Source organism: Streptomyces sp. NPDC043726, from assembly GCF_056436565.1.
In genome coordinates this window covers 24,976-47,907 of record NZ_JBWKCI010000020.1, presented here as the reverse complement: position 1 = coordinate 47,907, position 22,932 = coordinate 24,976, and the positions used below count along the sequence as shown (strand labels likewise).

General features: G+C 73.1%; 21 protein-coding genes and 2 pseudogenes. 12 read left to right on the top strand and 11 right to left on the bottom strand.

Annotated elements, in window-relative coordinates:
- Positions 1 to 12: 12 nt before the first annotated feature.
- Entirely contained in the window at positions 13 to 1,515 is a 1,503-nt protein-coding gene (locus tag AC068Z_RS38845) for a metallophosphoesterase family protein (protein WP_478567259.1), read from the top strand.
- An 83-nt stretch (positions 1,516 to 1,598) separates the two neighbouring features.
- A complete protein-coding gene (locus AC068Z_RS38840) occupies positions 1,599 to 2,627 on the top strand; it encodes an LLM class flavin-dependent oxidoreductase (RefSeq protein WP_478567256.1) in 1,029 nt (342 codons plus the stop codon).
- A 13-nt stretch (positions 2,628 to 2,640) separates the two neighbouring features.
- Here the strand turns inward: AC068Z_RS38840 and AC068Z_RS38835 are convergent, their stop codons facing one another.
- Together AC068Z_RS38835 and AC068Z_RS38830 are read right to left on the bottom strand one after the other, a co-directional pair.
- Positions 2,641 to 4,563, bottom strand: coding sequence for a glycoside hydrolase family 15 protein (locus AC068Z_RS38835; protein WP_478567511.1), 1,923 nt, complete (start codon positions 4,561 to 4,563; stop codon positions 2,641 to 2,643).
- Positions 4,535 to 4,669 carry a hypothetical protein gene (locus tag AC068Z_RS38830; protein ID WP_478567253.1) on the bottom strand — a complete coding sequence of 45 codons (135 nt, stop codon included), beginning with the start codon at positions 4,667 to 4,669 and terminating at the stop codon, positions 4,535 to 4,537. Before AC068Z_RS38830 ends, AC068Z_RS38835 begins: the two co-directional genes overlap by 29 nt.
- A 292-nt stretch (positions 4,670 to 4,961) precedes the next feature.
- On the opposite strand from AC068Z_RS38830, the gene AC068Z_RS38825 reads away from it, so the two are divergent.
- Positions 4,962 to 5,798 (top strand): YhjD/YihY/BrkB family envelope integrity protein, encoded by an 837-nt coding sequence (locus tag AC068Z_RS38825; protein WP_478567250.1) that lies wholly within the window; start codon positions 4,962 to 4,964, stop codon positions 5,796 to 5,798.
- On the opposite strand, the gene AC068Z_RS38820 is transcribed toward AC068Z_RS38825, so the two are convergent.
- Entirely contained in the window at positions 5,716 to 6,918 is a 1,203-nt protein-coding gene (locus AC068Z_RS38820) for a hypothetical protein (RefSeq protein WP_478567247.1), read from the bottom strand. The two genes, AC068Z_RS38825 and AC068Z_RS38820, sit on opposite strands and share 83 nt — an antisense overlap.
- Before the next feature lie 133 nt (positions 6,919 to 7,051).
- On the opposite strand from AC068Z_RS38820, the gene AC068Z_RS38815 reads away from it, so the two are divergent.
- Positions 7,052 to 7,456, top strand: coding sequence for an AMP-binding enzyme (locus tag AC068Z_RS38815; protein ID WP_478567244.1), 405 nt, complete (start codon positions 7,052 to 7,054; stop codon positions 7,454 to 7,456).
- Positions 7,457 to 7,463: 7 nt separating this feature from the next.
- On the opposite strand, the gene AC068Z_RS38810 is transcribed toward AC068Z_RS38815, so the two are convergent.
- Positions 7,464 to 8,438, bottom strand: coding sequence for a TauD/TfdA dioxygenase family protein (locus AC068Z_RS38810; RefSeq protein WP_478567241.1), 975 nt, complete (start codon positions 8,436 to 8,438; stop codon positions 7,464 to 7,466).
- Positions 8,439 to 8,569: 131 nt separating this feature from the next.
- Here AC068Z_RS38810 and AC068Z_RS38805 point away from each other — a divergent pair, with 131 nt between their 5' ends.
- Positions 8,570 to 9,499, top strand: a complete 930-nt coding sequence (locus tag AC068Z_RS38805) for a phosphotransferase family protein (RefSeq protein WP_478567239.1) — start codon at positions 8,570 to 8,572, stop codon at positions 9,497 to 9,499.
- On the opposite strand, the pseudogene AC068Z_RS38800 reads toward AC068Z_RS38805, so the two are convergent.
- A pseudogene (locus AC068Z_RS38800) lies at positions 9,489 to 9,773 on the bottom strand (glycoside hydrolase family 32 protein); the annotation flags it as partial. The gene AC068Z_RS38805 and the pseudogene AC068Z_RS38800 sit on opposite strands and share 11 nt — an antisense overlap.
- A pseudogene (locus tag AC068Z_RS38795) lies at positions 9,774 to 9,925 on the bottom strand (LacI family DNA-binding transcriptional regulator); the annotation flags it as partial. It lies immediately after the preceding pseudogene.
- Positions 9,926 to 10,019: 94 nt separating this feature from the next.
- On the opposite strand from AC068Z_RS38795, the gene AC068Z_RS38790 reads away from it, so the two are divergent.
- Both AC068Z_RS38790 and AC068Z_RS38785 read left to right on the top strand, forming a co-directional pair.
- On the top strand, positions 10,020 to 10,631 hold the full coding sequence (locus tag AC068Z_RS38790) for a DNA polymerase ligase N-terminal domain-containing protein (protein ID WP_478567236.1): 612 nt from the start codon (positions 10,020 to 10,022) through the stop codon (positions 10,629 to 10,631).
- A gap of 137 nt (positions 10,632 to 10,768) precedes the next feature.
- Positions 10,769 to 11,209 carry a cupin domain-containing protein gene (locus AC068Z_RS38785; RefSeq protein ID WP_478567233.1) on the top strand — a complete coding sequence of 147 codons (441 nt, stop codon included), beginning with the start codon at positions 10,769 to 10,771 and terminating at the stop codon, positions 11,207 to 11,209.
- On the opposite strand, the gene AC068Z_RS38780 is transcribed toward AC068Z_RS38785, so the two are convergent.
- The 5 genes from AC068Z_RS38780 to AC068Z_RS38760 all read right to left on the bottom strand — a co-directional run bounded on the left by AC068Z_RS38780 (position 11,210) and on the right by AC068Z_RS38760 (position 16,849).
- Positions 11,210 to 13,552: a SpoIIE family protein phosphatase gene (locus AC068Z_RS38780; RefSeq protein ID WP_478567230.1), complete on the bottom strand. Its 2,343-nt coding sequence runs from the start codon at positions 13,550 to 13,552 to the stop codon at positions 11,210 to 11,212.
- Between the two features lie 67 nt (positions 13,553 to 13,619).
- A complete protein-coding gene (locus AC068Z_RS38775; protein ID WP_478567508.1) occupies positions 13,620 to 14,021 on the bottom strand; it encodes a peroxiredoxin in 402 nt (133 codons plus the stop codon).
- Positions 14,022 to 14,205: 184 nt separating this feature from the next.
- Positions 14,206 to 14,712: a MarR family winged helix-turn-helix transcriptional regulator gene (locus AC068Z_RS38770; RefSeq protein ID WP_478567227.1), complete on the bottom strand. Its 507-nt coding sequence runs from the start codon at positions 14,710 to 14,712 to the stop codon at positions 14,206 to 14,208.
- Positions 14,713 to 14,789: 77 nt separating this feature from the next.
- Complete coding sequence (locus AC068Z_RS38765) at positions 14,790 to 15,845, bottom strand: FecCD family ABC transporter permease (protein WP_478567224.1); 1,056 nt, start codon at positions 15,843 to 15,845, stop codon at positions 14,790 to 14,792.
- Complete coding sequence (locus AC068Z_RS38760) at positions 15,842 to 16,849, bottom strand: FecCD family ABC transporter permease (protein WP_478567221.1); 1,008 nt, start codon at positions 16,847 to 16,849, stop codon at positions 15,842 to 15,844. Before AC068Z_RS38760 ends, AC068Z_RS38765 begins: the two co-directional genes overlap by 4 nt.
- Positions 16,850 to 16,971: 122 nt before the next feature.
- Between AC068Z_RS38760 and fes the strand changes: the two genes are divergently transcribed.
- The 5 genes from fes to AC068Z_RS38735 are packed head-to-tail and all read left to right on the top strand — an operon-like array spanning position 16,972 to position 22,921.
- The gene (gene fes / locus AC068Z_RS38755; RefSeq protein ID WP_478567218.1) at positions 16,972 to 18,279 is read left to right on the top strand and encodes an enterochelin esterase; all 1,308 of its coding nucleotides are present in this window, start codon (positions 16,972 to 16,974) and stop codon (positions 18,277 to 18,279) included.
- Between the two features lie 32 nt (positions 18,280 to 18,311).
- A complete protein-coding gene (locus AC068Z_RS38750; RefSeq protein ID WP_478567215.1) occupies positions 18,312 to 19,277 on the top strand; it encodes an ABC transporter substrate-binding protein in 966 nt (321 codons plus the stop codon).
- On the top strand, positions 19,274 to 20,056 hold the full coding sequence (locus tag AC068Z_RS38745) for a 2,3-dihydro-2,3-dihydroxybenzoate dehydrogenase (protein ID WP_478567212.1): 783 nt from the start codon (positions 19,274 to 19,276) through the stop codon (positions 20,054 to 20,056). Before AC068Z_RS38750 ends, AC068Z_RS38745 begins: the two co-directional genes overlap by 4 nt.
- A 46-nt stretch (positions 20,057 to 20,102) precedes the next feature.
- The gene (locus tag AC068Z_RS38740) at positions 20,103 to 21,296 is read left to right on the top strand and encodes an isochorismate synthase (RefSeq protein ID WP_478567209.1); all 1,194 of its coding nucleotides are present in this window, start codon (positions 20,103 to 20,105) and stop codon (positions 21,294 to 21,296) included.
- Positions 21,293 to 22,921 (top strand): (2,3-dihydroxybenzoyl)adenylate synthase, encoded by a 1,629-nt coding sequence (locus AC068Z_RS38735; RefSeq protein ID WP_478567207.1) that lies wholly within the window; start codon positions 21,293 to 21,295, stop codon positions 22,919 to 22,921. Before AC068Z_RS38740 ends, AC068Z_RS38735 begins: the two co-directional genes overlap by 4 nt.
- The last annotated feature ends 11 nt before the right edge of the window (positions 22,922 to 22,932 follow it).

The following is a 22,932-nucleotide window of genomic DNA, read 5'->3' as shown; positions in this document are numbered from 1 at the left end:
TACGGTTCACCGGTGTCTGACTCTTCACGCGATACCGCCGAAGGCGCCGGCTGGGGAACCGCGGAACGCGGTACGTACCAGCGGCTGATGCCCACCGAGGTCCAGAAGATCTCCTGGCTCGACCCGAGAATGCTGTGGGCGGCCCGCAACGGCGTGCTGGCCTCCTGGTTCGGGGACCCGAGCGGGCGGACCCGCGGCCGCTGGGTCGCTCAGCGCGCCGCGGCCGGGGCCCCCGCCGACAAGGTGATCCGGCGCACGGACCCCGACCGCTTCTCGTTCCTCGTGATCGGGGACACCGGCGAGGGCGACGATCCCCAGTACGCCGTGGTGCCGGGGCTGCTGAAGGCCGGCGCGGACACCGCCTTCGCGGTGCTCGCCAGTGACGTGATCTACCCGGTGGGCAGCGCCGACGACTACGACGGCAAGTTCTTCCGCCCGTACCAGGACTACCGGGCGCCGATCTACGCGATACCCGGCAACCACGACTGGTACGAGGACCTCGGCGCCTTCATGCGCGTCTTCTGCGGCGACGCCCCCGCCCTGCCGCCCGAGCCGAGGCCGCGTCCGCTCAGCCGGGCCTGGCTGCGCTCGCTGCTGTGGCACCGGCCGCGCGCGCGGGACGGCGCCCGCCTCGACGAGGCACGCAAGCTGCGCTCGGACCCGGCCCAGGAGGCGGTCCAGCCCGGCCCGTACTGGGCGATCGACGCCGGGCCGGTACGCATCATCGGCATCGACACGGGCCTGCTCGGCACCCTCGACGCCGAACAGGGCGCCTGGCTGCGCGAGGTCTCCCGCGACCCGCGCCCCAAGATCCTGGTCACGGGCTCGCCGCTGTACGTGGACGGCGAGCACCATCCCTGCGCCATAGAGGGCGGCGGCACGGTCGACGACATCGTCCGCGACCCGGCGCACCGCTATGTGGCGGCGATCGGCGGCGACATCCACAACTACCAGCGCTACCCGGTCAAGGTGGGCGACCGCACCATCCAGTACGTGGTCTCGGGCGGCGGCGGCGCGTTCATGCACGCCACGCACACCATCCCGCGCGTCGACGTGGGCCAGGTGACCGAGGCGGACTTCCGCTGCTACCCCCTGCGCGGCGACTCCCTCGCCTTCTACAGCAGGCTCTACGGCCGTCGGCTGCGCCTGCGCCGCTTCTTCACGCTCACCGAGGCAGAGGCGGCGGCGGTGGTCGCCGAGCGACTCGGCATCCCGCTGACCCGGTCCCAGCAGGCGACGGTACGGATCACCCGGCGCACCCGGCTGGTGGCGAGCCTGCTCGGCGCGGGCCGCCGCCCGGACCGCAGCGCGCGCTTCCGCCTCCCGGTGCGCAAGATCTACACCTCCCTGTTCTCGCCCAGCTCGGCCACCTACAGCCCGCCGTTCTTCAAGTGCTTCCTGCGCGTGGACGTCACACCCGAGGCGATCCGGCTGCGCTGCTACGCGGCGACGGGCAACCGGGCCCAGGAGATCGAGCCACCGATCGAGGACGAGGTCACGATCCCCCTCGTCTAGAGAGGGCTCTCTCGCGGCCGAGGGAACACGGTCGGCGGGCACGCGGTTGACACCGAGGAACTTGTTGAACTTTGGAGGATTCCATGGCGTCCGCCTCACGACCGCTGCGCAAGCTGGGCTTCCTGACCATCGGGCTGTTCGACGAGCGGGACCCCCGCACGGGCCACGAGTCCACGCTCGACCTCATCGCACTGGGCGAGCGGCTCGGCTTCGACAGCGCCTGGGTCCGCCACCGGCACCTCCAGTACGGCGTCTCCTCCCCCGTGGCCCTGCTGGCGGCGGCGACCCAGCGCACCCGGCGCATCGAACTGGGCACCGCGGTCATCCCCCTGGGCTGGGAGAACCCGCTGCGCCTGGCCGAGGACCTGGCGACCGTCGACGTCCTGTCCGGCGGCCGCCTCAACCCGGGCGTCAGCGTGGGCCCGCCGATGCACTACGACCGGGTCAGGGAGGCGCTCTACCCGGACACCGCCGACCACGAGGACTTCAGCTACGAACGGGTGCGCCGGCTGCTGGACCTCGTACGCGGCGAACCGGCCACGGGGTTCAAGGGCACCGAGGGCTTCGAGGTCTTCTCCGACCGGGTGCAGCCGCACTCCCCCGGCCTCGGCGGGCGCCTGTGGTACGGCGGCGGCAGCCTCGGCTCGGCCCGGTGGGCGGGCGAGCACGGCATGAACCTGCTGACCAGCAGCGTGGTGAAGGCGGAGGAGTCGGAGGAGCCGCAGGACTTCGCGCGGATCCAGCTTTCCCACATCCGCGCCTTCCGGGACGCCCACCCGGACGGCGACCGGGCCCGCGTCTCGCAGGGCCTGGTGGTCGTCCCCACCGACTCCGCGACGCCTGCGCAGCGCGCCAGGTACGAGGAGTACGCGGCCCGGCGCACCCCGCGCACCACCTCACCGCAGGGCCCGGCCCGGCTGATGTTCGCCCCCGACATCGTCGGCACGAGCGCGGAGATCGCCGAACGCCTCGACGCGCACGCGGCGTTCCGCGAGGTGGACGAGGTCGCGTTCGCGCTCCCCTTCACCTTCGAGCACGAGGACTACGTCCAGATCCTCACGGACATGGCCACCAAGCTGGGTCCGGAGCTGGGGTGGCGATCCGCCGCCTGAGCATCGGCCGGGGTCAGTACCGTCTCCGGTCGAGACCCTCGTCCAGGCTCAGGGCCGCCGTGATGAGGGCGAGGTGGGTGAACGCCTGCGGGAAGTTGCCCAGTTGCTCACCGGTCGGGCCGATCTCCTCGCCGAACAGGCCGACATGGTTGGCGTACGTGAGCATCTTGTCGAAGGCGTAGCGGGCCTGGTCGATCCGGCCGGAGCGGGCGAGGGCGTCGACGTAGAGGAAGCTGCACAGCGAGAACGTGCCCTCGCTGCCGCGCAGGCCGTCCGGCGAGGCGGCGGGGTCGTAGCGGTAGACCAGACTGTCGGAGACCAGTTCGCCGTCCATGGCGTCGAGCGTGGACAGCCAGCGCGGGTCCCGGGACGTGATGAAGCCGACCGACGGCATGAGCAGCAGGGAGGCGTCGAGCACCTCGCTGCCGTAGTGCTGGACGAACGCCTGCCGGCGCGGGCTCCAGCCCCGCTCCATGATCTGCGCGAGTACGGCGTCCCGGGCGGTGGTCCAGCCGACCAGGTCCGCGGGGCGGGCCAGCGCCCGGGCGACGCGGATACCGCGGTCGAAGGCGGTCCAGCACATCAGACGGCTGTAGGTGAAGTCCTTCCGGCCCCCGCGCGTCTCCCAGATGCCCTCGTCCGGGCGGTCCCAGTTGTCCACCAGCCAGTCGAGCAGCCGGGCCACACCACGCCAGCCGTCGTAGTGCAGGTGGTTCGCGAGGTCATGGCTGGCGGTGAGGGCATAGATCGCCTCGCCGTAGATGTCGAGCTGGAGTTGGTCGGCGGCGCCGTTGCCGATCCGGACCGGCGCGGAGCCGCGGTAGCCCTCCAGGTGGTCGAGGGTCTCCTCGCCGAGGTGCGGGTCGCCGTCGATGCGGTACATGATCTGCAACGGCTCACCGGTCACCGTACGGCGCTCGCGTAGCCGGTCGGCGATCCAGAGGCGGAACGCGTGGGCCTCCTCCTCGAAGCCGAGACCGATCAGGGCACGCAGCGACAGCGAGGCGTCCCGCACCCAGGTGTAGCGGTAGTCCCAGTTGCGCTCCCCGCCGACCTGCTCGGGCAGACCCGCGGTCGCGGCCGCGACGGGGGCGCCGGTGGGGGCGTAGGTGAGCAGCTTGAGCGTGATCGCCGACCGGTTGACCGTCTCCGTCCAGCGGCCGCGGTACTGGCTGCGCGCCACCCAGCGGTACCAGAAGCGGCACGTCTCCTCGAACTCCGCGCGCAGACTGTCGTACGCCGGTGCCGGCGGCCGCTCGCCGCCGGTGGCGCACACCGTCAGCACCACGCCCGCCATCCGCCCCTGCTCCAGGTCCACGGTGGCCACGACGTCCTCGCCGTCCCGTTCCAGGACCACGGCCCCCGCGGGCTGGAGGTGGAGGTCGGTGCCCGGCCCGCTGAAGTGAGCGGTGCCGTCGAGGAGTTCGAGGTGATGGCCGGCGCGGGCGTAGTCGAAGCGGGGGCGGCAGGAGAGGGAGAAGCGGATCCGGCCGCGGGTGACCCGCATCGCCCGCACCAGGCGATGCCGGTCCGTGGCCGTCTCCGGGCGGTTCACGGGCATGAAGTCGACCACCTCACCGACCCCGTCGGGGGTGAGGAAGCGGGTGATGAGCACGGCGGTGTCGGCCAGATACAACTGCCGTGTGGTCACGTCCGCGCCCTCCACGGTGATCGCGAAATGGCCGCCGCGATCGTGGTCGAGCAGCGCCGCGAACAGGCTGGGCGAGTCGAACCGCGGCGCGCAGAACCAGTTGATCACGCCGTCGGACGAGACGAGCGCCGCGGTCTGGAGGTCGCCGACCATTCCGTGGTCCTCGATGGGCGGGTAGCGCCGCATGACGATCGATTCCTTCCGGTCACGGCCGCCTGTGGGGATTCCGGGAAACGGATGCGATGAGCGGCCGCGCTCACGGAGTGACGACGGCGAAGTCCGGATCCCATGCGTCCAAGTGGCCGAGCGGCTCGGGAAGTTCACCGGCGTCGCCGGTGGCCTTCTGGGCGACGTCCGGCCGCGCCCCCTTGGCCTCGTTGTTCTCGGGCATGCCGCTCTCCCTTGCTGACCACGCCGGCGCCCGTCGACCCGGCGGACCCGGTCAGTGCCACCCTGACCCGGACCGGCCGGCGCCACGACCGGTGTCGGCCGTACGAGGGAACGGCGGCCGGCGGGCCGGCCCACGACCGCCCCCGCCCCCACCCCGGCCGCGGCGGACACGACGTTCCTGTACCCACCCGCCCGTCCTCGATCGGCCCAGCACCGCTCGCCCCGGCGGTCCTGGAGAGCCTTGACTGGCAGATGGGTGTCGTGGGCGGCATGGCGTTCGAGCGGGAGGCGGCATGGCGTGGACGACGCGGCTGGCACGCTGGCGCGCCGGTGCGGAACGGCGCTTCCCCGTCCTGACCGAGCTGACCGGCCGGTTGCTCTCGGTGAACCTGCTGGACTCCGCGACCAGGCTCGCGGCGCAGGCGTTCCTGGCCGCGGTGCCGCTGCTGTTCACCCTCGCCGCCTTCGCCCCGCTCAGCGTCCGCGACCAGCTCCGGGACTCCCTGCGCGCCATGTTCGGCCTGACCGGCCGGGCGAACGCGGAGCTGGATCAGGTGCTGAACCAGTCCGACGACGAGTTCGTGCGGGAGACCAGCGGCGTCGTCGGCCTGTTGGTGGCCCTGATCTCCGCCACCAGCTTCAGCCGCGTCATGACCCGGATCTGCGAGCGTGCCTGGCGGCTGCCGAGGGCGGGCACCAGGATCGCCGCCTGGCGCTGGCTGGTGTGGCTCGTCGTCATGGTGCTGGTCGTCCTCCTTCAGGGCCCGGTCCGCACCGGCTTCGGCGTCGGCCTGTGGCTCGGCACCGTCCTGTTCTTCCTGGTCAGCACCGGCGTATGGCTCTGGACACAGCACCTGCTGCTGGCCGGGCGCGTCTCCTGGCCGGCCCTGCTGCCCGGCGCGCTCCTGGCGGCGGGGGCCACCAGTGCGCTCGCCCTGACCGCCCGGCTCTACATCCCCAACGCCCTCAACCGCGCCCTGTCCGAGTACGGCTCCCTCGGCCTGGTCCTGACGCTGTTCTCCTGGCTGATCGTCGTCTGCGCCGCCGTCACCCTGGCGGTGACGATCGGCGCGGTGCTGGTGCAGGAGGGCTCGGTCGACCTGTCCCGGAGACCTCCTGACCGTCCATGAGCCACTCGATCGCGGACAGGATCCCCTCCAGGGCGCCCGGCTCGGCGGCGAGGGCGGCGAGCGAGACAGAGGGCCAGGCGTTGTAGCCCTTAGCGGGCAGCGCGTCCAGGCGTTCGGCGAGGCCCGGGACCCTCGGCAGGACGGCCGCGAACGCCGCCGCCCGGTCCTGGCCGAGGTGATGGGTGATCGACCCGAAGGCGAAGGAGAGGTCGTCGCGCACCGGGCCGTCCTGCAGCGACAGGTTCCAGACGGGAACCGCCCGTCCGGAGACGGGATAGTAGACGGACGTACTCCGGTACTTGGCCGTTCCGCCCTCGGATCGGCCCTTCGCCGTGGCGTGGTCGAGCAGGGCGGTCGCGATCCGCCGTACCTCCGGATCGGGGCGGGACCGGATCGTGTCGTCCATGTCGGCCCGCGTGGTCCGTTGCGCGGTACGGCGGCCGGAGGGGGACTTCGCGGCCCTGGCGACCTCGCCGTGGATACGCGGGACGAGCACCTTCAGGTCTCCGCCGCCGCGGTACTGGGTCAGCTCGACGGCGTACACATCGGTCTGCCGCAGCTGCCGGTTCAGGAACTCCACGATCGCCCGCAGCTCCAGCGGGATCCGGTCGGCGACGAACAGCAGCCGCATCTGCCCGGCGGCCAGCCGCTCCTCGACCGACGCCCAGAACTCCTCAGCCGACCGGTCGCCGAGGAGTTCGCCGTACGCCTCCTCCAGCGGACGCCCGTCCTTGGCGCAGGTGTCCTCGAAGGACCGTCGCAGCAGCGGGGCGGGCCAGTAGCGGGCGGCGTTCGCCGCGTAGTCCAGCATCTGCCCGACCACCTCGCGTCGGATCCGGGTGTCCGTGGCCCGCTTGACCTCCACCAGGGTCGGCACGCCGTCGGCGTCGACGAAGAGATGGTCCAGCCAGTACGCCGCCCCGCCCTCGGTGTCCGTCGGCACACCCATCTCCCGGGCCACCAGCACCAGCCGCAACGGCCGGCCGTCGGCGAGGGAGCCGAAGTCCAGCACCCGAGGGTGGCGGGCGAGCAGTTCCTGGAACTCCGTCTCGGTCGCGAACCCGGAGAGCTCCAGCGCCCGCAGCTCCTCCCCCAGAACGAACACCGGCTGATCCGTCATGCGCTCCCGGCCCCCTTGATCCGGCGCCGAAGAGCGTACTCAGGCGCCCCGTGGCGTGTCCGGCTGACGCTGCGTATTCACACCACGGTGTCCTGGAGGAGGCCGATGTCCGGCAGGTCGAGGGAGCAGATGCGTGCGGCCTCGTCGTCGGGAGCCCGACCGGCGCGCGGACGAGGTGCCGGTCGCGTACGTGACCGTCACCGATCCCGCGCTGGACGAGGACGAGCTGCCGGCCTGGGCCGCCGAGCACGTCAGTGAGACGCCGGCCGCACCCGAGGCCGTCCACGTCCTCGACGCGCTGCCCCTCACCGTGGTCGGCAGGCCGTACAAGCTCCCGCTGCGCGCCGACGCCACCCGGCGGGTGCTGACCGAGGTTCTCGGCGACCTCGCACGGGTCGAGGCCGACGCCGACTCGGGCACCGTGACCGTCACGATCACCGTCCGCCCCGGCGCCGACCCCGCCGAAGTGGGGCGCGGGGTCGGCGACTTCACGGTGCCCTGCCGGATCGTCGCCGCCGGGGCCGGACAAGAGCCGTGAGTCGGCCTCACCAGCGGCCCGGCTCGCTCCCCACGATCGGTTCCGAGGGCTTGCCGTCCACGCCCACGGGCACGTCCCCGGCCAGCATCACCCGGTGCATGGTCCGGGGGTGGTCCAGGTGGGCGTTGTCGCTCGGGGCGAGGTGGATGGTGGCGCGGTTGTCCCAGAAGGCCACGCTGCCCGGCTCCCAGCGGAAGCGGACCGTGTACTCGGGGCGGACCGCCTGGTCCAGGAGGAGGTCCAGGAAGGCCTGGCTCTCGGCTCGGGAGAGATCGGCGATCTGCTCGACGTAGTAGCCGTTGACGTACAGGATCCGCTCGCCGGTCTCGGGATGGACCCGTACCAGCGGGTGGAGCGTGGCCACCTGGTGGTCCAGCAGGTGGCGGACGTACGCGTCGTCCCCGGGGCGGGGCTGGTAGCCGACGCCCAGGCGGTGTTCGGCGCGCAGGGCGGACACGAACTCCCGCACCGGGGCGGACAGTCCGGCGTAGGCGGCCGCCAGGTTCGACCAGGTCGTGTCACCGCCGTACGGCGGAGTCGTCTCGGCGCGCAGGATCGTCGCCGCGGGCGGGTCGACACGGGCGCCGTGGTCGCAGTGCCAGCCGCGCAGCAGGGTGTGCCGGCGGCGCCGCAGCCACTCGTCGTGGTCCATGCCGAACCGGCCGCCCAGTTCCAGCCGGTCCGCCGTGGTCTCCACCTCCGGAAAGTCCGGCGGGGAGGCCTTGCCGCGGCGGGGCAGGACGACCGGATCGCCGAACCGGCGGGCGAACGCCACGTGTTCGGCGTGGCCGAGGTGCTGGTCGCGGAAGAACACCACCTTCCAGCGCAGCACCGCGGCCCTGATCGCGGCGACCACGGCGTCGTCGAGGTCGGCCGCCAGGTCCACGCCCCTGATCTCCGCGCCGATGTGCCCGGCGGCCGGTCTCACCTCGATCCCCGCGATCCGCTCCGTCCCCTGCGCGGTCGCCCTGTCCGTCGTCATGCGCACTCCGTCGACTCGTCGGCACCGACTCCACGCCGGTTCCCCCAAGATCGTGACAGCAATCGACGAGTGTGGCGAGACCGGCATTAATGCGTTGTGCGTCCCGCCTCCGGCCGCCTACGGTCCCGATCATGCTGCCTCTGGTGGAGACCGACGAGGAATGGGACGCGGTCGTCCCCGACGAGAGCGTGATGCGCCCCGGAGCGGAGGACCTGTGCGCGCGCCTGGGTCTGACCGGGGCACCGCTGACGCGCTTCCCGGACGGATCGCAGCCGGTCTACGCCGTGGGCGACGACCTCGTCCTCAAGCTGTTCCCCGCCGCGGCCGCCGAGGACGGCGTCGCGGAGGGCCGGGTGCTGTCGTACGTCCAGGGCAAGCTGCCCGTGCAGACGCCCCGGGTGCGGGACTTCGGGGCGTACGAGAACGGCTGGCGGTACGTCCTGATGTCCCGCCTGCGGGGCGAGAACCTGGCCACGATCTGGGCCGGCGTGCCGAGGGCCGACCGGGAACGGCTCGTCGCCGAGGTCGGTGAGGCCCTCGCGGTGCTGCACGCGCTCGCTCCTGAACCGCTGGAGGACGTCCTCGGCCCCGGCGACTGGGGCGCCTTCGTGGACCGGCAGAGCGCGCGGGCGGTGGAACAACAGCGGTCCCACGCGCTCCCCGAGAACTGGCTGGAGCAGATCCCGGACTTCCTCGCCTCGGTCCCGCTGCCCCGCGCACCGCGCCGGTCCCTCCTGCACACCGAGGTCATGCGACAGCACTTCCTCGTCGATCCCGGGGGATGGCGGCTGACCGGGTTCTTCGACTTCGAGCCGGCGATGATCGGCGATCCCGCCTACGACTTCGTGGGCGTCGGCCTGTTCGTCACGGGCGGCGATCCGGACCTGCTGGCCCTGCTCTCCAGAGCCTACGGACGGGCCTTCGAGCCGACTCTGCTGCTCGCGTACACGCTCTTGCACGTGTACAGCAACCTCCCTTGGTACCTGCGGGAGTTGGGCGCACCCGACCGGCGGACCCTGCCCGCGCTCGCCGAGGCGTGGTTCGGTCTCACACCGACGTAAGGTCCACCGGAATCCGCAGCCTGACCCGGCGCGCGGACGGGTCGAAAGGGCTCTTGCTCTCCTGCCGGCGCCCGGAGACGTCGGGGTTGCCGGTGGAACGGCGGTTGAGGAAGGCGTAGTCGCCGTGGACGCCGGCGTCGATGCGCCGGGAGCCGTCGCCGGAGCGGCGCAACTTCACTCCCGCGCGGGTGAGTTGGCCCCGGGTGATATCGCAGGACGGTTCGTGGGCGGTGCCCCGGTAGTCGAGCACACGGGTGCCGTAGACCTCCAGGTCGGCCGTACGACGGCGGCGCAGGCCGCGGGCGACGGGGTCGGGCCGTTGAACACGAAGGACACCGCGGTGTGCGAGACCCCGGCGAGCCGCGCGACATCCCGCGAGGTGCGCCGCGCGGATCCCACCGCCTGCCTCTCCTGACCTGCGCCCATGCCGTCCGCCGCCCTTGTCCCGCCCACCGGTTGATCACTCTCACCCCATCCGTGAGCCGCGTTGAGCACCGTGCCCACGGGGTACCCGGGGCCCGTGAGTGAGCGACTCGACAAGTACCGGGGCAAACGGGACTTCGCACGGACCCGGGAGCCGGCGGGCGAGGACGGCGCCCCCGCGGACGACGGGCACCGCTTCGTCGTGCAGATCCATGACGCGAGCACCCTGCACTTCGACTTCCGCCTGGAGGTCGACGACGTACTGAAGTCCTGGTCAATCCCCAAGGGCCCGTCGGACGACCCGCGGGACAAGCGGCTGGCGGTGCCGACCGAGGACCACCCGCTGGAGTACGCGGAGTTCGAGGGCGTGATCGCGCGGGGCGAGTACGGCGGTGGCACCGTGATCGTCTGGGACCACGGCACGTACGAGCCCCTCAGCCATGACCGCGAGGGCCGTCCCGTAGATTTCGGGGAGTCCGTCGACCATGGCCACGCGACCTTCCGGCTCCGGGGCGCGAAGCTGCGCGGAGAGTACGCGCTGACCCGCTTCCGGGACGCGGAGTCCGACGGCGGCGAGGCCTGGCTGCTGGTGAGGGCCAAGGGCGGGCGGGGCCGGCGGCAGGGCACTCCGGATCCGCGGCGGGCGAGGTCGGCGCGGTCCGGCCGTACCCTCGCGCAGGTCGCCGCCGAGGACGGCGGGGAGGAGTGACCGGGCAGAAGTCGGGGGCGGGCGGCTGAAGCGGCGACGGGCTGAGCGGATCTCGCCGTTCCGGCCCCAACCGGGCCCGTGTGCCTCTATGTTCACGGCGAAGTCGACGCTGTCCGCACTCGGCCGGGAGGCCTCGTATGCGCTTCGCGCTCCGCTCCGCCGTCACCTCCGCCGTGGCCGCCGCCGCCCTGTTCGTCAGCGGTGCCGGCACCGCTCAGGCGACTCCTCCGGGACCCGGCGTCTCCGGGCGGGTGATCAGCCAGACCACCGTCGGCGGCACCGACTACATCCTGCGGGAGATCACCATCCCGGCCGGTCAGGCCACCGGGTGGCACTACCACGACGGCCCGCTGTACGGGGTCGTGAAGAAGGGCACCCTCAGTCACTTCGACTCCACCTGCGCCTCCGACGGCGTCTACGCGAAGGGGAGTTTCATAGAGGAGCCCGCCGGCTCGGGCAATGTGCACATCGGCCGCAACCTCGGTGACACGCCCCTCGTCCTGGAGGTGTTGTACGTCCTGCCGCACAGGGCGCCGTTCTCCCAGGACGCGGCGAACCCGGGCTGCCCCTTCCAGTGATCAGCCCGGCGGGAGGAGCTGTTCCGCCCAGATCGTCTTGCCCCGGCTGGTCTGCCGGCTGCCCCAGCGCTGGGTGAGCTGGGCGACGAGCAGGAGTCCGCGCCCGCCCTCGTCGAAGGCGTGGGCCCGGCGCAGATGCGGTGAGGTGGAACTGCCGTCGGAGACCTCGCAGATGAGGCTGTGGTCGCGGATCAGCCGGAGCTGGATGGGCGGTTCGCCGTAGCGGATCGCGTTGGTGACCAGTTCGCTGACGACGAGTTCGGTGACGAAGGCGGCCTCCTCCATTCCCCAGGCGGCCAGTTGCTCGGTGGCGGCCTGCCGGGCGGGGGCCACCTCGGCCGGGTCCCGGGGGATGTCCCAGGTGGCGACCCGGTCCGCGCCCAGGGCGCGGGTGCGGGCCAGCAGCAACGCCACGTCGTCGCTGGGCTCCTCCGGCATGACGGCCTTGAGCACGGAGTCGCACAGGGCGTCGAGCGAGTCGGCGGGGGTGGCCAGCGCACGGCACAGTTCGTCCTCGGCGTGGTCGAGGTCGCGGTCGCGTTCCTCGATCAGGCCGTCCGTGTAGAGGGCGACGACCGCTCCCTCGGGCAGCTCCAGTTCGAAGGCCTCGAAGGGCAGCCCGCCGACGCCGAGCGGGGGCCCGGCGGACAGCGGGACGAGCCGGGCGGTGCCGTCGGGGAACAGGACGGCCGGGGGCGGATGGCCGGCGGCGGCCATCGTCAGGCGGCGCGAGACGGGGTCGTAGACGGAGTAGAGGCAGGTGGCGCCGAGTTCGGCGACCTCGTCGTCGTGGCCGTCCGAGGCGAGGTGGGTGACCAGGTCGTCGAGATGGGTGAGCAGTTCGTCGGGCGGCAGGTCCACGTCCGCGAGGGTGCGTACGGCCGTGCAGAGCCGGCCCATGGTCGCGGAGGACGGGATGCCGTGCCCGACCACGTCGCCGACGACCAGGCCGACCCGGCTGCCGGAGAGCGGGATGACGTCGAACCAGTCGCCGCCGATCCCGGCCGGCGATCCAGAGGGCAGATACCGGTGGGCGACGTCCACCACCTGCTGTCCGGGCAGCCCGCGCGGCAGCAGGCTGTGCTGGAGGGCGAGCGCGGTGCTGCGCTCGCGGGCGAAGCGCCGGGCGTTGTCGACGCAGACGGCGGCCCGGCTGGCCAGTTCCTCGGCGAGGACGGTGTCGTCGACGCCGTAGTCCTCCGAATGGGCGATCCGCACCGCCACCATGACGCCCAGCGTGGTGCCGCGGGCCCGCAACGGTACGGCGATCAGCGAGTGCACGCCCTGGCGGTACGGCCGCCCGGCGGGGGCACGGGCGTTGCGCTCGGCGATCCAGTCGACGAAGTCGGGCTCACCAGCCTGGCTGAGCACCGCCCGCCCGGTGTGCAGCGCCCGGGCCGGCGGGGAGAACTCGGGATAGACGTCGGTGCCGCCGAGGCGCACCGCGGCTTCGGGGGTGCCCTCGTGGGCGGAGCCGTGGGCGACGCGACGCAGCACGACGTCGCCCGCCGGCACGATCGGCATCTCCTCGGCGCCGAGCACCCATTCCAGCAGGTCGACACTGACGAAGTCGGCGTGGCGGGGGACGAGGAGTTCCACGAGTTCCTCGGCCGTGCGGACCACGTCCAGGGTGGTGCCGATGGAGGCGGCGGCCTCGTTGAGCAGAGCGAGCCGCCGCCGGGCCCAGTACTGGTCGCTGCTGTCCAGGGCCGCGAGCGCGACGGCCGCGATCTCGCCGTCGTCGTCCCGGACCGGCCACATCTCGATGCTCCAGGCGTGGTCCCGGTTGAGGGCGGGCGCGCCCGTGAAGCTCTCGTAGTGGACGGGTCGGCCGGTCCGGGCGACCTGGCGCAGGTTGTCGTGGAAGCCGCGGCTGTGCTCGGCGTCCTCGACGGTCTCCGGGTAGGGACGGCCGACCAGGGCCTCCTCGGGGACTCCCATCACCCGGCAGGCGACCTCGTTGAGCCGGAGATAGCGCTGCTGGGTGTCGAAGACGGACATCGACATGGACGCCTGTTCGAAGGCGCGCGCGGCGAGGGTGGCCTCCGGGCCCTCCAGGGGCCGTTCGGTGGTGACCACGAAGCCCGCGGCGGAGCCGTCGGGGCCGAGCAGCGGACAGGCCGAGACGGTGACGGCGACCGTGCCCCCGGCGCGGTGCCGCAGGACGATCCGCCCGGCCCGCGCGACCAGGGCCGCGGACGGCACCTCCTCGGCGAGCAACTCGGCCGCCGGCCGCCCGACGACCTCCTGGGCCGGGTACCCCGTCAGCGTCCGGGCGCCTTCGCTCCACCCCGTCACCGTGCCGTGGGCGTCCAAGGTCGCCGCCGCGGCGACATGCTCCATAGTGTCCAGAATGGTCCGGTTGGCGCGGCGCATCAACCGCGAGGCCGGACGGTCCTGGGAACCCCGTTCAGCCCTGGAGAGCGCGCAATGCCGCCAGTGCGCGGTCGGCGTGGGTGTTCATGCGCAGTTCGCTGCGCACGACCTCCAGCACCGTGCGGTCCTGCCCGATGACGAAGGTGGACCGCTTGGTCGGGGCCAGCGAGAGGCCGCGCTTCACCCCGAACCGCTCACGCACGGTGCCGTCGGTGTCGGACAGCAGCGGCATGCCGAGCGTGTGCCGGCCGGCGAACTCCTGCTGGCGCTCGACGGTGTCCCCGCTGACGCCGACGGGCCGGGCGCCGACGGCGGCGAACTCGCCGGCGAGGTCGCGGAAGTGGCAGGCCTGTGCGGTGCAGCCGGCGGTCAGGGCGGCGGGGTAGAAGAAGAGCACCACCGGCCCCTCGGCGAGCAGCTCCGACAGCTTGCGGATGGTGCCGGTCTCGTCGGGGAGGGCGAAGTCCTCGACCGTGTCCCCGATCTCCACACGTGTGCTCAACTCTGTCCCCTCCGTGGTCCGGACCGTCTGCCGCCGGATGTTACCGGAGGGTATAGCGCGGGCGGAGGCCGCCTGGGGGTCGGTTCGGGGTCAGGCGGAGGTCATTCGCCGGTCGGGCTCAGGCCGTGGCCGCCTGCTGTTGCGGCTCCTCGTCGGCGGCGTACGCGAGGAAGTCGTCGACCATACGGTGGAACAGGGCGGCGAGCTGCCGCAGCTCCTCGGGCTTCCAGTCGGCCAGCGCCAGTTGCATACCGCGGGCGCCCGCCTCGCGGACGCGGGCGACGGCGGAGCGGCCGGGCTCGGTCAGCTCGATGCGCTGGGCCCTGCGGTCGGAGGGGTCGGGGACGCGGGAGAGGTACCCGGTCCGCTCCAGCTGCTGCACGGTCCGGGTGACGTGCGAGGCCTCCACTCCGAGGCGGGCCGCCAGCTCCCCCGGCCGCAGCGGCTCACTGTCGGCGACCTGCCGCAGCAGCGCCACGGCGGCCCGGTCCAGCGGCACGCCCGCCATGCCCATCAGGCGTTCATGGTGGCGGGCGCGCGTGCTCAGGTAGGTGATCCGGGTCAGCGCACGCTCGATCTCGGTCACTTCCGCGGACGGGACGTCGGGGCGCGGTGGGGTGGGCATACGGGCCAGTTTACCATCTCGTTGCCTAACTCAATTAACTTACGGCTGCCCGCACGCCCTTGATCGGGGGCTCCCGCTCAGACCCGTCCGCGCCGCCGCTCCCCGCGCAACAGCCAGGCCAGATAGGCGCCGCCGGCCACGCCCGTGGTCACGCCGACCGGCAGCAGAGCGGAACCGGTGACGCGCTGGGTGACCAGGTCGGCGGCGCAGACCAGGAGCGCGCCGGTCCAGGCGGCGGGCAGGATGTTCGGGCCCGGGGCGCGGGTGAGGCGGCGGGCGAGTTGCGGTGCGGCCATCGCCACGAACGGGATCGGGCCCGCCGCCGCCACCGCCATCGCCGTCAGACCCGTGCCCGCGCACAGCAGGACCAGCCGGCTGCGCTCGGGCGGCACCCCGAGGGCGGCGGCGGTGTCGTCGCCCATCTCCAGCAGGGTCAGCCTGCGGGCGTGCGCGAGCACGACCGGGACGAGCAGCACCAGGCCGAGTCCGGCGATGCGGACGTCGCCCGCGTCGCGGGCGTTGAGCGAGCCGATCATCCAGCTCGCGGCCTGCGCCGCCTTGCCGATGTCGGCGCGGACGTAGAGGAAGCTGGTCGCCGAGCCGAGCACCGCGGAGGCGCCGATGCCGACGAGGACCAGCCGGTAGCCGTGCACGCCCCGCTTCCAGGCGAGCAGATAGACGGCGGCGGCGGTGGCGAGTCCGCCGCACACCGCGCCGATCGCGGTCTGGGACGGCCCCGCGTCGAAGAGGATGATCGCGACCAGGGCGCCCGCCGAGGCGCCGTTGCCGAAGCCGATGACGTCCGGGCTGCCGAGCGGATTGCGGGTGAGCGACTGGAACACCGCACCCGCCATGCCCATCCCGAACCCGGTCAGCACGGCCACGAGGGCGCGCGGGAGCCGCAGGTCGAGCACGATGAACTCGGCTCCGGGCGGGCCGTTCCCGGCGAAGGTGCGCAGTACCTCCGCCGGGGAGAGCGCATAGCTGCCGGTGCCGAGGCAGAGCACCGCCGCGGCCGCCGCGAGCAGGGCCAGTACGGCGCACACCAGCAGGGCGCGCGGGTCGTAGCGCAGGGACCAGCGGCGGGTGCGCAGGACTCCCGGGCGCGGACCGGTCTCCCGGAGGAGGGTCACAGGTGGGCCGCCTTCCGCTGTCGGGCGAGATGGATGAAGACGAGGCCGCCGAGGAAGGCGGTGACGGTGCCCACCTCGATCTCCGAGGGGGCGACGACCAGGCGCCCGAGAACGTCGGAGACGAGCAGCAGGACCGGCGCGTACAGCGCGCAGTACGGCAGCAGCCGACGCGGGTCGGGGCCGCAGAAGGCGCGGACCGCGTGCGGGATCATCAGGCCGAGGAAGCCGATCGGCCCGCACAGCGCGGTCGCCCCGCCGCACAGCAGGGTGATGGCGAGGACGGACAGCAGCCGGGTGCGCCGGACCCGGGTGCCGAGGGCCCTGGCCTGGTCCTCGCCGAGGGCGATGGCGCCGAGCGGACGGGCCAGGGCGAGTGCGAGCACGGTCCCGGCCAGCAGCAGCGGCAGGACTGTCAGCAGCAGTGAGGCGTCGCGCTTGGCGAGGGTGCCGACCGACCAGACGCGCATGGTGTCGAGGGTGTTCAGGTTCCACAGCTGCAGCCCGTTGACGTAGCCGAACAGGGCCGCGTTGATCGCGGTGCCGGCCAGGGCGAGACGGACCGGCGTCGCCTGCCGTCCGCCGCCCAGGGCGCCGACGGCCAGGGCCGCCAGGGCCGCTCCGGCGAGCGCGAACCACAGATAGCCGCTGAACGAGGTGATGCCGAGGACCCCGATCGCGGTGACGACGGCGGCCGAGGCGCCCGCGTGCACGCCGAGCAGGCCCGGATCCGCGAGGGGGTTGCGGGTCAGGGTCTGCATGACTCCGCCGCCCAGGCCGAGGGCGACTCCGACGGCGACGCCGATGAGCGTGCGGGGCAGTCGCAGTTCCCGCACGATCGCGTCGTTCTCGGTGCCCGAGGGGGACACCAGCGCCGACCACACCTGGTCGAGCGGGATCCGTTGCGTGCCCACCGCCAGGGAGAGGGCGATGGCCGCGGCCAGGAGGGCCAGACCGAGGGGCAGACCCGCGGAGCGGAGCCGGCCCGGGACACGTTCCATGTACATGTGCTTAGCTTAGGCTAACCTAACCTCAGGTGTTGACGATTTCGTTGACGTTCTTTCCGGCATGCCCAACTTCCCGTTGCGTGGGTTCCGTTGGCCTGCCGTCGGCGACGAAAGGAGGAGAGATGACCGTCGTTCCCGCTCCGGCCGTACCGGCCGACACCCGGCCCGTCCGGATCACCGGACCCTGTGTGGCACGGCTGATGGACCGGCTCGCGCCGGCCGACGAGGCCGGTCGCGCGGCGCTGACCGCCGAGTTCTGGGACGAGGTGGAGCGCCGCGGCACCCCGCTCGTCGAGGAGCTGGACGGCGACCCCGCCCACCGGGCGGTGACCTTCCTGTGGCGCGGTCATCGCGCCACCCGGCAGGTGCTGCTGTACGCCAACCGCATCGTCGACCGGGAGCGGCTCGCGGGTTCCCTGCTCCAGCGGGTGCCCGGCACCGACGTATGGCATCTGGGGCTGCGGCTGCGCGCCGACCACCGCGGCTCGTACCGGCTGGCGGCGGACATCTCCCCCAAGGCGCCGCCGGCGGACCCCGACGCCCTCCAGGAGCGGCTGCGCGCCCTGTCCGGGCATGCCGCGCCCGACCCGCTCAACCGCCGTACGGTACCCGCCCGTTGGCAGGCGGCGGCCAGCTCGGTCTTCGCGCTGCCGGACGCTCCGGCCGAGCCGTGGGCCGCCGGACGGCGGAGCGCGGTCGCGGCGGGCCGGGTGGAGCGGCACCGGGTGGCCTCCGCAGTGCTCGGCGGCGAGCGGGACACCTGGGTGTACCTGCCCTCCGGGGGCGACGGGGCCCCGTTGCCCGTCGTGGTGCTCCCCGACGGCGACATGTGGTTCGGGCGGCTCGGCTTCGGCGACACCCTGGACGCGCTGATCGCCGACGGGGCGCTGCCCCCGCTCGCCGTACTGGCGCCGGACGCGGTGGACCGGCACACCCGGTGGCGTGAACTGGGCGCCCGCGACGACTTCGTGGCCTTCCTCGCCGACGAACTGCTGCCCTGGGCGGCGGGACGCCGGCCGCTCACCACCGACCCGGGCCGTACCGTCGTCGCCGGGCAGAGCCTCGGCGCGCTGACCGCGCTGCACGCCGGATACCTGCGGCCCGACCGGTTCGGCAAGGTCCTCGCCCAGTCCCCCTCCCTGTGGTGGCGGCCCGGACTGGCCCCGCGCGGTGGGCCCAAACCCCATGTCTTCGGCCCGCCCTGGCTGGTGAGCCGCTTCGCCTCCGCCCCACCACGGCCCCTGACGGTCCATCTGGACGTCGGGCTGCACGAGGGCGCGATGGTCGAGCACACCCGCGCCCTGTACGAGGCGCTGCGCAAAGCCGGTTACCGCGTCACCCGGCACGAGTTCAACGGCGGCCACGACTACGCCTGCTGGCACGGTGCCCTGGCCGACGGCCTGGTCCGTCTGCTGGGCGCCACCACCTGAAATTCCCCACCCCTGTAAGGAGCCCTCTCTTCATGTCATCGAGCCGAATCTCCCGCCGGGCGGTCCTGACCGCCACCGCCGTGACCGGAGCACTGCTCCTGGCCGGCTGCGGAGACGACGACGGCGACAGCACCGCCGCCGCCCAGGACACCCGGCAGATCACCGACGCGACCGGCCGGAAGATCGACGTCCCGGCCGCGCCCCAGAAGGTCGTCGCCCTCAGCGAGCCCACGCTGGACGCCGCGCTCGCCCTCGGCGTCGAGCCGGTCGGCACCACCGCCGGACGCGGTCAGAACGGCGTGTCGAGCTACCTGGCCGGCAAGGCGGCGAAGGCCCAGGTCGTCGCCACCGTCGCGGAGGCCGACATGGAGAAAGTGGCCGCGCTCCAGCCGGACCTGATCCTGCTCGACGAGACGACCGCGGTGAAGGGCGAAGTGAGCAAGCTCCAGGCCATCGCCCCGACCGTGGTGACCGCCAAGCTCAACGAGGACTGGAAGAAGGCCTTCACCGCCACCGCCGACGCGCTCAACAAGAAGGACCGGGCCACCGCACTCCTCGACGGCTTCGCGTCCGACGTCGCCGCGACGAAGAAAAAGCTCGGCGCCAACGCGGGCGCGGTGGTCAGCGTGATCCGCTGGCAGAACGGCGCCCCCTCGGTCGTCGGCCGGGGCGTGGGCCACGTGGGCTCCACCCTCACCGCACTCGGCCTGGACCGCCCGAAGAACCAGCAGGGCACGGGCACCGGGCACAGCGAGCCGGTGAGCCTGGAGAAGCTGTCCACCATCGACGGGGACTGGCTGTTCTTCGGCGCCCTCGGCGACACCGCGACCGGCGAGACGGCCTACGCGGAGGCGCGGAAGGTACCCAACTTCTCCCGGCTGACCGCGCAGCAGGAGGGCCAGGTCGTCGTGATCGACGGCTCCGCCTGGAACAGCGCCGGCGGCCCCCTGGCCGCGCGTGTCGTCCTCGACGACGTGACCAAGGCGCTCGCCTCATGAGCGCCGCGCTCGACGGACGGCTCGCCCTCGTCACCGGGGCGGGCCGGGGCATCGGCGCCGCCGTCGTCACCGCCCTCGTCGAGGAGGGCGCCCGCGTCATCGCCACCGACGTGAGCGCCGACGGCGTCCAGGCGCTCGCCGCCGAGTACGGCGACCGGGTCGCCGCCCGCACCCTCGACGTCACCGACGCCACGGCCGTGGAGAAGCTCGTCGAGGAGGTCGAGCACACCCTCGGACCGCTCGACATCGCGGTCAACGTCGCCGGAATCCTGCGCGGTTCCCACGTCGTCGACCTCACCGACGAGGACTGGGCCGCCACCTTCGCCGTGAACGCGACCGGCGTGTTCCACGTCTCGCGCGCCGCCGCCCGCCGGATGGCCGAACGCGGACACGGCAGCATCGTCACCGTCGCCTCCAACGCGGCCGGCATCCCCCGTACGGGCATGGCCGCCTATGCCGCCTCCAAGGCCGCGGCCGTCATGTTCAGCAAATGCCTGGGCCTGGAGGTCGCCGCCAGCGGGGTCCGCTGCAACACGGTCTCCCCCGGCTCCACCCGCACCGACATGCAACGCGCCCTGTGGGCCTCCACCGACGAGACCGCCGCCGCGCGCACCGTGATCGAGGGCGACCTCGCCGCCTACCGCACCGGCATCCCGCTCGGCCGTATCGCCGACCCGGCCGACATCGCCGACGCCGTCGTCTTCCTGGCCTCCGACCGCGCCCGCCACATCACCCTGCACGACCTCTACGTCGACGGCGGCGCCACCCTGCGAGCCTGACGCCCCCCCTTCGTGCCGTCCCCCCACCCCAGCACCGGAGACACCCATGTCCCTCACCGTGCACGCACCCGACGCCCCGCCGGTCACCCCCGGCGCGGCCACCTCCCTCCTCGACGCCTACCGGCCCGCCACCGACCGCTTCCTCGCCACACCCCACCGCACCTTGCTCGGCCGCGGCACCAGCGCCGAGATACCCGATACCGGCGGTCCGTTGACGGACCGGGTGCGTGACGTCCTCGGCGCGCTGCGGCGACCCGGCGCACCGGCGCCGGTCGTCGTCGGGTCGCTGCCGTTCGCCCCCGACGCCGAGCCCGCCCTGGCCGTGCCGGACGTGGTGCACTGGGCGCCGCCGCTGCGCCAGGACCCGCTCGTCGCGCTGCCCCTGCCCCGGGCCGAGCGACGCCCCGACTGGCGCGTGCGGGAGGTGCCCTCGCCCGAGGCGTACGGCGAGGCCGTCGCCGCCGCCGTCGCCCGGATGCGGACCGGGGAGTTCGACAAGGTCGTCCTCGCCCGCACCCTGGAACTGACCTCCGACCACGCGCCCGACCTGGCCGCGATGCTCCGCGCGCTGGCCCACCGCGACCCGGACGGCTACACCTTCGCCGTGCCGAGCGGTCCCGGCCGCACCCTCATCGGCGCCAGCCCCGAACTCCTCGTCGCCCGGCAGGGCGGCCGGCTCACCGCCAACCCGCTGGCCGGGTCCGCGCCCCGCAGCAGTGACCTCGCCGAGGACGTGCGCCGGGCGGTGGCGCTGCTGGAGTCGGCGAAGGACCTGCACGAGCACGCCGTCGTCGTGACCGCCGTACGCGAGGCCCTGGCGCCGTACTGCACGCGCCTGGACGTGCCCGAGCGGCCCACCCTGGTGCGCACCGCGACGATGTGGCACCTGTCCACCACCGTCACCGGTGAGCCGGCCGACCCGGGCACGACCGCGCTGGACCTGGCGTCCGCGCTGCATCCCACGCCGGCCGTGTGCGGCACCCCGACCGACGTGGCCCGTGCCGTCATCGCCGAGTCGGAGCCCTTCGACCGGGGCCCGTACACGGGCATGGTCGGCTGGCAGGACGCGGACGGCGACGGCGAGTGGGTGGTGACGATCCGCTGCGCCGAGGCCGAGGGCCGCGCCCTGCGGCTCTTCGCCGGCGCCGGTGTGGTCGCCGCGTCCTCACCGGCGGCCGAGACGGCGGAGACCGCCGCCAAGTTCCGTACCTTCCTGCACGCGGTGGGGGCCGCGCTGTGACGATCACCCCTGGCGTGGACGCGCCCACCTGGCCCCCGGAGTTCGCCGAACGCTACCGGGCGGCGGGCTACTGGCGGGGCGAGACCTTCGGCGGCATGCTGCGCGAGCGCGCCACCACGCACCCCGACCGCATCGCCCTGATCGACCCCGCGCCCGAGCGCCGCACGTGGACGTACGGCGAACTCGACGCCCGCGCCGACCGGCTGGCCGCCGGATTCGCCGCGTGCGGGATCGCCAAGGGCGACCGGGTCGTCGTCCAGCTCCCCAACATCGGCGAGTTCGTCGAGGTCGTCTTCGCCCTGTTCCGCATCGGCGCGCTGCCCGTCTACGCGCTGCCGGCGCACCGCGACACGGAGATCGGGCACTTCTGCTCGTTCACCGAGGCCGTCGCCTACGTCGTCCCCGATGTGCACGCCGGCTACGACCACCGGGAACTCGCCACGCGGGTGCGGGAGAAGGCGCCGAGCCTGCGGCACGTGTTCGTGGCCGGCGAGCCGGGCGAGCACACCCCGCTGTCCGAGGTGCCGTGCGACCCGGCCGGGCCGTTCGCCGGACCCGCGCCGCACGAGCTGGCGTTCCTGCAGCTGTCGGGCGGCACGACCGGTGTGTCCAAGCTGATCCCGCGCACCCACGACGACTACCTCTACTCGCTGTGGGGCTCCAACGAGATCTGCGGGGTGGACGCGGACACCCGGTATCTCGTCACGCTGCCCGCAGCCCACAACTTCCCGATGAGCTCTCCCGGCTGGCTGGGCGTGCTGTACGCGGGCGGCACCGTCGTGCTGGCGCCGAAGCCCGACCCGGCCACCGTCTTCCCGCTGATCGAGCGGGAGCGGATCACCATGACGGGCCTGGTGCCCCCGCTCGCCCTGGTGTGGACCGAGGCCGCCACGGGGACCGAACACGACCTGTCCTCGCTGGAGTTGGCGCTCGTCGGCGGCGCCAAGTACAGCGAGGAGGCCGCACGCCGGCTGGAGCCCGCCCTGGGCTGCCGGCTGATGCAGGTCTTCGGCATGGCGGAGGGTCTGGTCAACTACACCCGCCTGGACGACGACTTCGAGACCGTCGTCACGACGCAGGGCCGCCCGATCTCCGCGGACGACGAGATCCGGATCGTGGACGACACCGGGCAGGACGTGCCCGAGGGTGAGACGGGCCAGCTGCTCACCCGCGGCCCGTACACCATCCGCGGCTACTGGCGGGCGCCCGAGCACAACCGGAAGGCCTTCACCGAGGACGGCTTCTACCGCACCGGCGATCTGGTGCGCCGCACCCCGTCGGGACACCTCGTCGTCGTGGGGCGGGCCAAGGACCAGATCAACCGGGGCGGCGAGAAGATCGCGCCGGAGGAGGTCGAGAACATCATCCTCGCCCACCCCGCCGTCCATGACGTGTCCGTGGTCGCCGTGCCGGACGCGTACCTGGGAGAACGCTCCCTCGCCTACGTGATCCTGCGCGAGGGCGCCGAACCGCTGAAGCCGGTCGCCGTCAAACGGTTCGTGCGCGAACGCGGTGTCGCCGCCTACAAGGTCCCCGACCTCGTCGAGTTCGTCTCGGCCTTCCCCCACACCGGGGTCGGCAAGGTCAGCAAGAAGCAGCTGCGGTCCGCCGCCGAGCAGCACTGAAAGGCCCTCTC